The organism is Lactobacillus nasalidis (genome assembly GCF_016587775.1).
Lineage (GTDB): Bacteria > Bacillota > Bacilli > Lactobacillales > Lactobacillaceae > Lactobacillus > Lactobacillus nasalidis.
Map to the genome: position 1 here is coordinate 1 of NZ_BOCG01000282.1, position 1,540 is coordinate 1,540.

The 1,540-nt window shown below is 56.6% G+C and carries 2 protein-coding genes; both read left to right on the forward strand.

The window, feature by feature from the left end:
* Positions 1-165 precede the first annotated feature (165 nt).
* A complete protein-coding gene (coaD, locus tag lacNas_RS05010; RefSeq protein WP_201331764.1) occupies positions 166-654 on the forward strand; it encodes a pantetheine-phosphate adenylyltransferase in 489 nt (162 codons plus the stop codon).
* Positions 644-1,540 (forward strand): SepM family pheromone-processing serine protease (locus lacNas_RS05015; RefSeq protein WP_201346657.1); only part of this gene is annotated, 897 nt, incomplete at its 3' end. The genes coaD and lacNas_RS05015, both read left to right, overlap by 11 nt.

Sequence of the window (1,540 nt, forward strand, 5' to 3'; positions counted from 1 at the left end):
AAGGACATGGCGGCTTTGCTGGCCGGCCAGCTGCTGGCGCCGGCAGCCAGGGTGGTGGTTGAAACCGATGAGCAGACGGACTTGCCGCCGATTGCCGGTTTCGACCTGCTGAAAGAGCACCATTTGGGCAAAACGATCGTAAGAATCTATCAGAGGGCGGAATAAATGACGACAGCACTGTTTCCCGGGAGCTTTGACCCGGTTACCAACGGGCATCTGGACACGATTAAACAGGCAGCGCGGGTTTTCGACCGCCTGCTGGTAGTCGTGATGACCAACAGCTCCAAAAAAGCACTTTTTACTCCTGAAGAGCGGGTGGACTTGATCAAAGACGCCGTCAAGGACCTGGACAACGTTGAGGTCCTGGCCCGGCCGAACCAGCTGACTGTGGATCTGGCCCGGGAACTCGGGGCCGGCGTCCTGGTCCGCGGCGTTCGCAATGGCAACGACTTTTTGTATGAACAGCAAATTGCCCTTTTGAACCGGGAGCTGGCACCGGATTTGCCGACGGCTTTGTTCATGGCCGGAGCCAAAAACATTGCCCTGGCTTCAAGCATGCTGAAGGAAATTGCCCTTTTCGGGGGCGATTTGGAGCGCTTTTTGCCGGCCAAAGCCGCCCGCGCCTTAAAGGAGAAGCTGAGCAATGAAACATAAAGACAAGCAAAACAAAAAATGGCGCCGGGCGCTGGCGGGCTTATTCGTAGTTATTCTGCTGGCCGTCGTACTGCTGCTGCCGACCAATTACGTCATTGAAGCTCCTGGAGACGCCCTGGCAGTAGGCAACTATCTGAAGACCAGCGGGGTCAAGTCCCGGAAGAACCTCTACTTCGTGACGGTGAGTGAGCGGCGGGCTGTTTTAGGCGACTATTTATGGTCTTTCACCCAGCCTTATGAAGACCGCATGACCTTGAGCGAGGCTACTGGCGGCTCAAGCACCGAAGAATACGAGCAGCTGCAGAAGTGGTACATGCAGACCAGCCAGCAGACCGCTATTTATTACGCGGCTAAAAAGGCTGGCCTCAAGCCAAAGCTGAAGTACCGGGGCGTTTATGTGATGAGCGTGCAGTCCAGTTCCAGCTTTAAAAAGAAGCTGATGATCGGGGACACGATCGTCGCGGCCAACGGGCGCAAATTCCAGTCGGTCCAGGGCTTCATGAGCTACCTGCAAAAGCAGCAGCTGGGGCAGAAGGTAACCATCACCGTTCTGCGTTCCGGGAAAAAGAAGACCTTCAGCGGAAAAATCGTCAAGGTCAAAGGCACCGGGAAGCCGGGAATCGGGATCAGCATGGTGGAAAGAGTCAAGGTGCAGGTGACGCCTAAAACCACGATCAGCGTCGGTGATATCGGCGGACCTTCAGCCGGGCTGATGTTCTCCCTGGCCTGCTATCAAAACTACACCGGCAAGAACCTGACCAAGGGTCACAAGGTCGCGGGCACGGGCACGATCGACGCCAAGGGCAATGTCGGCATCATCGGCGGTGTTGACAAGAAGGTCGTGGCTGCTGCCAAGGCCGGGGCCGAGGTCTTCTTCGCGCCGACC